Source organism: Protofrankia sp. Cj3 (assembly GCF_917627355.1).
In the GTDB taxonomy this organism is placed as follows: Bacteria; Actinomycetota; Actinomycetes; order Frankiales; family Frankiaceae; genus Protofrankia.
Window position 1 is genome coordinate 17,900 of record NZ_CAKJTR010000061.1, and the last position, 6,685, is coordinate 24,584.

General features: G+C 67.0%; 6 protein-coding genes and 1 pseudogene. 2 read left to right on the forward strand and 5 right to left on the reverse strand.

Going from position 1 to position 6,685, the window contains the following annotated elements:
• Positions 1-353: 353 nt before the first annotated feature.
• Positions 354-569 carry a hypothetical protein gene (locus MJ783_RS10710; protein WP_239310245.1) on the forward strand — a complete coding sequence of 72 codons (216 nt, stop codon included), beginning with the start codon at positions 354-356 and terminating at the stop codon, positions 567-569.
• Positions 570-818: 249 nt separating this feature from the next.
• On the opposite strand, the gene MJ783_RS10715 is transcribed toward MJ783_RS10710, so the two are convergent.
• Complete coding sequence (locus MJ783_RS10715; protein ID WP_239310246.1) at positions 819-1,211, reverse strand: CU044_2847 family protein; 393 nt, start codon at positions 1,209-1,211, stop codon at positions 819-821.
• Between the two features lie 326 nt (positions 1,212-1,537).
• On the opposite strand from MJ783_RS10715, the gene MJ783_RS10720 reads away from it, so the two are divergent.
• On the forward strand, positions 1,538-3,460 hold the full coding sequence (locus MJ783_RS10720; RefSeq protein WP_239310247.1) for a CHAT domain-containing protein: 1,923 nt from the start codon (positions 1,538-1,540) through the stop codon (positions 3,458-3,460).
• 421 nt (positions 3,461-3,881) lie between these two features.
• Here MJ783_RS10720 and MJ783_RS23370 read toward each other — a convergent pair whose 3' ends face one another.
• The 4 genes and pseudogenes from MJ783_RS23370 to MJ783_RS10735 form a co-directional block, all read right to left on the reverse strand.
• Entirely contained in the window at positions 3,882-4,016 is a 135-nt protein-coding gene (locus tag MJ783_RS23370; protein WP_255724400.1) for a hypothetical protein, read from the reverse strand.
• Positions 4,013-5,443 (reverse strand): ABC transporter permease, encoded by a 1,431-nt coding sequence (locus tag MJ783_RS10725; RefSeq protein WP_239310248.1) that lies wholly within the window; start codon positions 5,441-5,443, stop codon positions 4,013-4,015. The genes MJ783_RS23370 and MJ783_RS10725 overlap by 4 nt, the downstream gene beginning before the upstream one ends.
• A complete protein-coding gene (locus MJ783_RS10730; RefSeq protein ID WP_239310249.1) occupies positions 5,440-6,135 on the reverse strand; it encodes an ABC transporter ATP-binding protein in 696 nt (231 codons plus the stop codon). Before MJ783_RS10730 ends, MJ783_RS10725 begins: the two co-directional genes overlap by 4 nt.
• Before the next feature lie 97 nt (positions 6,136-6,232).
• Positions 6,233-6,685 (reverse strand): annotated as a pseudogene (locus MJ783_RS10735) (hypothetical protein); the annotation flags it as partial.

Below are 6,685 nucleotides of genomic sequence, written 5' to 3' on the forward strand. Positions count from 1 at the left end.
ACGGGAACCGGCAGCGCCATGCGTCCTCTGACACGGCGCGGCGCCTGATCTTTTTGATTTTTTTGAATAAGGATGGCGATCCTGGGAATGAACGCTTCGGCGCGGATGATACGGCCGGGCGGAGGGACGCGTCCAACCGGATAGGCCCGTTACCCTTGAAGGAGCGAGCGGTGGGGTCAAGCCTGCCGGATGCTCTCTTTTTCTCCGCCAGGTTGTGGGGTACGACTGGTTGCTCCCGTGAACGCGGGCCCAGCCCAGCCCGTACACGAGGACGTTACAGAAATGCTCGGCGCCGTGCGGGTCAGTGCCGGTAGTAATGGGATCGGCGTGGTGGTCGAAGCTAAGGAGTTACCGTGGTCACCAGGAATCGGACTAGGACGCGCACGTACCGCGGCATCTTTCTCGGGATCCTGCTGTATCTGGCGATCGGGTTGATCGTCACCTTTCAGGATTATTGGCACATCCAGGATTGGGATCATCACGTCTTTCCGAGTCTACTCACCGCGTTCGTAGCCACCGCCCTCTGGCCGATCTCCCTCTTCTACACCTTCACCCTTCACCGTCAGTGACCTGATTATGAGCGTGCCACGACAGTCCTGTCCGCTCCCTGTGGACAGAAGAATTGAACGTCGCAACTCATCGTGGCCCCGAGATAGAGAGATCGTAAATATGCCCTCAACCTATCATTGTCCGCTACGGACGCTTGCTGGCAGCTTCATTCCTTATCGACGGGCCTCCTTGTCGCGGAACGATCGATTCCGGGGCTGCCGCACCACCGGTCGGGAAAACGGCTGGTCTTCGAGGTTGACTCGTTCGCATCAGTCGGATTCCGTTTCTCTCTCGACACGGGAGACATCAACGCCGGCCGACCCCAGCTGGCCAGGGGCCGCTGTCTGTGGCCGCCATGTCAGTCCAACCTGTAGCTGCGCGGTTGCACCCGCAGCGGCGAGCAGGGCGCCGGACTTAGCGGTGAGTTCAAGGCCGAAGGTGACGGTGATCTCGTCGGGGTAACGGGTAAGGGGCTGGAGTTGTCGGAGAACCGTTTGAGCGACAGTGCGGATCGTGGCCAGGGCTGCATCGAAGGTGCGTTCCGCCCGCTCGATCGTCTCGGGCCCGCCCGGGCCGCCCCGGGTGACGACGGCGCCGGGTTCGTCGGTGACCTGCACGAGCACGACGCCACCGTCCTCGAGCGGGAACTCCACCGCAACCATCCGTTCGCTCCGATCATTCGCCGAATGGCGGCACTACGCCAAGCCACTGGCAATCCTGCTTGAGGCTATCTCGCCGGGCCGCCAAGGCACCGATAAAACCACGGTGCGGCGTGTCCCCTACCTACTTCGGAATCGTCATGGTTTGCAGCATCGAGATCGAGATCGCGGAAGCTGTCAGCTCGGGCGGCTACCCAGTGACTGTGCGTTCCTCCACCGGCGGGGAGGCGTCTGGGCTGCTCCGGTTGGACGTCGAGAAGCTGCTATGCCGGCGTCGGGAACTGCAGATGGCCTTGCTCGCGTCAGCGGCACCAACTACCCGCGGGCGGTTGCCGGCGCTCGAGGTCCCTGTTCGGGAGATTGGCCAGCAGCTTTTCACCGCACTAGTCGGTGGTCCGGTCTATGGCCGGTATGCTGCTGCGACAGAGACCGCCCAGCAGAACGGCGAACTGCTACGGGTGGTGTTGCGGCTACGAGCGCCGGAGCTGGCGGCGCTGCCGTGGGAGATGCTGTTCGACCCAGAATCCGGCGGTTATCTGTGCCAGTACGAGCCGCTGATCCGCCACCTGCCGGTCCCAACTCCGGGCGCGCCGGTCATCAAGCCGCCACTGCGCGTGCTCGGCCTGGTAACGGCTCCGCGGGATCTGGCTGCCTTGGACACCGACGGGGAAAAGGCCCGGCTGAGCGAGGCCCTTACCGACCTCGGTGGACGAGTGCATCTGGAGTGGGCACCCGGCGCCCGTTGGGAAGATCTGCAGCACATCCTGCTGCAGGGGCCGTGGCACGCGGTCCATTTCATCGGCCACGGCGGATTCGACCAGACCGCCGGAGAGGGCACCATCGCGTTGGAAGGCGCCGATCACCGCGCTAACTGGGTCAGCGCACATCGGCTCAGACAGCTGCTCAGTATCCAAACCCCAGCGCCGCGGCTGATCGTGCTCAACTCCTGCGCGTCCGGGCAGGCCGCCGTAGATGACCTGTTCTCCAGTACTGCGGCCGCTCTGGTCCGCTCCGGAGTGTCGGCTGCGGTGGCTATGCAGTTCGCGGTCAGCGACCCGGCCGCCAAAGCGTTCGCCGCCGGCTTTTACCAGGCTATCGCCACCAACCGAAGCATCAGCGAGGCCGTACGCGTCGGCCGGATCGGTATCGCCGGCGCCAATGCAACCACCCTGGAATGGGCCACCCCCGTGCTCTATCTCCGTGGAGAACATGGCCAGGACTCATCGCTGTTCACTGTCACTGACACGGTCGCGTCGACCCGGCAGCAGGATGCGCCGTCAGCCGAAAGGGCTGCCCAGACTGCCGCCGTTCGCGCCCTCTACCAGCAGGCCATGGCCAAGTTCCGCACCGGACACTACGACCAGGCCTTGCCGTTGTTCGATAGTCTACTCACCCTCGACGTACATTTTGCCGATGCTGCCGAACGCCATAAAGATTGCCATACCCGGCAGCGTGCGACCGCCGCCTACCAGGCCGCCGACGCCGCCGAGCAGGCCGGGGACTGGCCCACTGCCATCCGCAGTTATACAGCTCTCCTCGAGCTCGATCCCGGTCACAGCGGCGCCCTCCGGCGGAGGGAGCAATGCCGCACCCGCCAGCACATCGCTGACCTACAGAACGAACTACGCTTACACTATGAAGCCGGCGACTGGGCTGCGGCCCTCGCCGTGGACCACGATATCGCCGCCATCGACCCCGCTGCCGCCAACCCCAACGGACTCGCGACCCAGGCTCACCGACAGATGGCCGCCAAGGCACTGGAGCCACCCACCACTCCGCCGACCACGGCGCCCACTACCCGCCAGCACATCGCTGACCTACAGAACGAACTACGCGTACACTATGAAGCCGGCGACTGGGCTGCGGCCCTCGCCGTGGACCACGATATCGCCGCCATCGACCCCGCCGCCGCCAACCCCAACGGACTCGCGACCCAGGCTCACCGACAGATGGCCGCCAAGGCACTGGAGCCACCCACCACTCCGCCGACCGCGGCGCCCACTTGGAAGCGGTTTCTACCCATCCACCCCTTGAATAGTCGCGCAACGGCGATCTTTCGCCATTTATTCCATATTTCACTATTCGCTCTTTTTGTGATGGTTATTGTGACCATTTCTGATGCGACCACCGACGCGACTTCCCACGTACCTAGCGATCTTTTAACGCTGATCGTCCTAGTCGGGATATCCGCGACTCTGCGCTTCCTGGTTGGATCTAATGCAAACGTCCAGAAAGGGTCTGAAAAGCAGTAAATTGAACAGCGTTGCTCTGGCGAGGTTTGCCACGGGGAGCTCTGAGCCGGTTAGTACTCCAGCCCGACTTTTGTGATCGTTTAGATCTGGTGGGTCATGGTTGGGCAGCGAGACCGAGGAGGGAGGCAGGTCCGGGAACGTAGCTGCAGCCCCGCAACTGGCGACGGAACGTCACTATCTCGGCGAGGAGGTCGACGGGTTCGGGGTAGTCGGGCACACTCGTCCTTATAGCCTTGGTCCGATCATTGTTTCGCAACGCACGATCGTGCCAGGGCCGCCCTGCTGCCCGGATGCCAGCTACACCCTGGCTCCAGGTCACCGGGCCTGAGTGGCCGTCCATTGGTGGGCCAGTGGGTCACAGTGTGGGATGACTTACGGTCAGGTCACAGGACTGACGTGCCCAGAACCTTAAATTCCAAGGTCAGCGTCCCCGCCACCGGGGCGCGCGCTTCTCGGCGAAGGCCCGGGGGCCTTCCCGCGCGTCCTCGCTGGCCATCAACGCGCGTACCTGTGCGTCGTTGCGGGCCCACTGCTCGTCGAACGACGCCTCGATCACCCCCCGTGCGAGTCGCTTGCTGGCCCGCGCCGCGAGGGGCGCGGCGTCCGCGATCTCCGCGGCAAGCTCCAACGCGGCGTCGAGAGCGCCGCCGACGGGTGCCATGAGAGAGGCGTCCCGCGGTTGCGCCCGGTGAGGTCGGTGCTGTTGAACAGCAGCGACCAGGACGCGAAGCCGAGACCGAGGGTGACGACGGCGAGGTTCACCCCGCGGGTGCGCAGCGCGGGCAGGCCGAAGACGAAGCCGACCGCGACCGCGGTCGCGACGCCCAGCGGCACGGCCGCCTCGAAGGGCCAGCCGTGGTTGGACACCAGCCGCCCGGCCGCGAAGGCACCCACCCCGCCCAGCGCGAACTGGGCGAGGGAGAGCTGTCCCGCGTACCCGGTCACGACGACGACGCTCAGCGCGATCATGGCGGCGGACATCGAGCTGACCAGCGCCACGTTCCAGTCGGTCGGCAGGACAGCGGCCGCGAGCACGGCCAGGCCGGCGGCGGGCCCGAGCGCGTACAGGGGAGAGCGGGCCGCGGCGCTCACCGCGGGCAGGCGGTCAGCGGTGCTCCCGCGGACGGGAAGCCCCTGGCCGCGGACGACAAGTACCAGCACGATGACAAGGAAGGGCACGGCGTCGGGAACGCCGGTCGTCCGCACGTAGTGCGTGCACTCGCTCTGGATGACGCCGATCAGCAGTCCGCCGACGAGCACCAACGGGTAGGAGCGGAATCCGCCGAGCAGCGCCGCCGCCAGCGCCGCGATGATCGTGAACGCCAGCGCGTTGACGGAGAGGTAGTCGCCGGTGAGCGAGGGGAAGAAGGCGCCCGCCAGCCCGGCGAGGGCGCCCCCCAGCGCCCACGTGCCGCAGGCCAGCGCGTCCGGGGAGAACCCCAGCGCCGCTGCGGCGCGCTGGTTGGCGGCCGCGGCGGAGACGGCGAGCCCCAGCCTCGTCCGCGAGCTGAGGACGGTGAGGACGGCGGTGACTGCGACGGCGATGCCGGCCAGCCAGAAGGACTGCTGTCCGACGATCACGGAGCCGAGGTGGACGGGTTCTTCCGGGAGGGTCCTGGCCACGCTGAGCTGCTGCCCGGTGTAGCGGATGGTCACGGACTGCTGGATGACGCTCAGTACACCGAGAGTGGCGATCACCCGGACGAGGGGGCTGCGGGTGCGCAGCGGCCGCATGAGCAGGAGCTGAACCAGCACCCCGACGGCGGCGAGCAGGATCGCGGCGAAGGCCACGGCGGGAACCACGGGCATGCCCTGGTTGTCCCGCAGCTCGTGCACGACGTAGGCGCCCAGTAGGGCGAACGAGCCCTGGGCGAGGTTGATCGTCCCGCTGCCGCGGTAGACGAGGACGAGGCCGATGCCGAGCAGGGCAATGAGCGCTCCACCACCCAGGCCCAGGAGCCCGAACTGCGCGAAGACGGTCATACGGCTTGCGCTCCCAGGTAGGCGCTGGCGATGTCGTCGGCGCGGGTCAGCAGGTTCGCGGCGGTGTCGGTGAGGGCTATCCGTGCGTCCGCGAGCACGTAGGCGCGATCGGCCGCTGCCAGCGCCAGCGCGACGTGCTGCTCCACGAGCAGCACCGCCGTACCGTCCTGCGCGGCCTCGCGTAATGAGGCCAGGAGCCGCTCGATCACCCGTGGGGCGAGACCGAGGCTGAGCTCGTCCGCGAGCAGGACGCGGGGGCGCCCGGCGAGGATCCGGGCAAGCGCGAGCATCTGCTGCTGGCCGCCGGACAGGAGCCCGGCCCGCTTCGACAGATACGGCTCGAGCTCGGGGAAGAACGCGAGTGCCCGGCGGGGATCTCCCCGCCCGAGCCTGAGGTTCTCGTGTCCGGTGAGCTCCATGAACACGCATCGCTCCTCGGTCAGCAGGCCGAGGCCGCGCCGGGCCCGTTGGTGCAGGCGACGGCGCCGGGCGTCGCCCGCGATCGACACCGACCCGCGCTGCGGGGTGAGGTCGCCCGCGATCGTGAGCAACGTGGTGGTCTTGCCGGCGCCGTTGCGGCCGAGGAGGGCGACGACCTCGCCGGGGTGGACCTCGAGGTCGAGGTCACGCACGACCGGGACGCCGTGGAATCCGACTGTAAGTCCGCTGACCAGGACCGCCGGCGATGACATGGGGCTCCTTCACGACGGCTGGGGCCGCCGGGTGCGGGTGCGGGGGAGCCCGAGGCCCGCTCCCGCACCCGCACCCGCACCCGCGGCCACGCAGGCGTCAGCTCTTCAGGGCTGCTTTGTAGTCGACGAACGTGCCGTCCTGCACAAGGGCGCCGTTCTTGATGTCGACGCCGATCAGTGAGGTGTCGAACAGTCGTGCGAGCGCGGGCACCGGGAAGGGCTTGGTGAAGTCCAGGGGTGGGGTGAACCCGCCGGTGTCCAGGTTCGAGGCCGTGTCCAGGGCAGCTTTGAACGATGCCGCGTCGAAGGTGGTGAGACCAGCCGCGACCTTGGCGAACACCACGCCCGACACCCACGCGTTGAGGTTCTGGGGAACGGTGAGGTCGACGTTGGGCTTGCCCTCCGCCGCGAGTGCGCGCTTCATACCGGCCCAGACGGGGTCGGTCGCGATCGGGAAGCTGGACACGGTGAAGGAGCCCTCGAGCTGGGTCTTGAACTTGGTCAACGACTCCGAGCCGACACCGCCGGCGGGAGCGAAGATCGTCTGGGA

What these genes read in the sequence shown, in the direction of transcription:
- MJ783_RS10725 (WP_239310248.1), bottom strand. Translation starts at nt 5,443, where the DNA reads ATGACCGTCTTCGCGCAGTTCGGGCTCCTGGGCCTGGGTGGTGGAGCG.
- MJ783_RS10715 (WP_239310246.1), bottom strand. Translation starts at nt 1,211, where the DNA reads ATGGTTGCGGTGGAGTTCCCGCTCGAGGACGGTGGCGTCGTGCTCGTG.
- MJ783_RS10730 (WP_239310249.1), bottom strand. Translation starts at nt 6,135, where the DNA reads ATGTCATCGCCGGCGGTCCTGGTCAGCGGACTTACAGTCGGATTCCAC.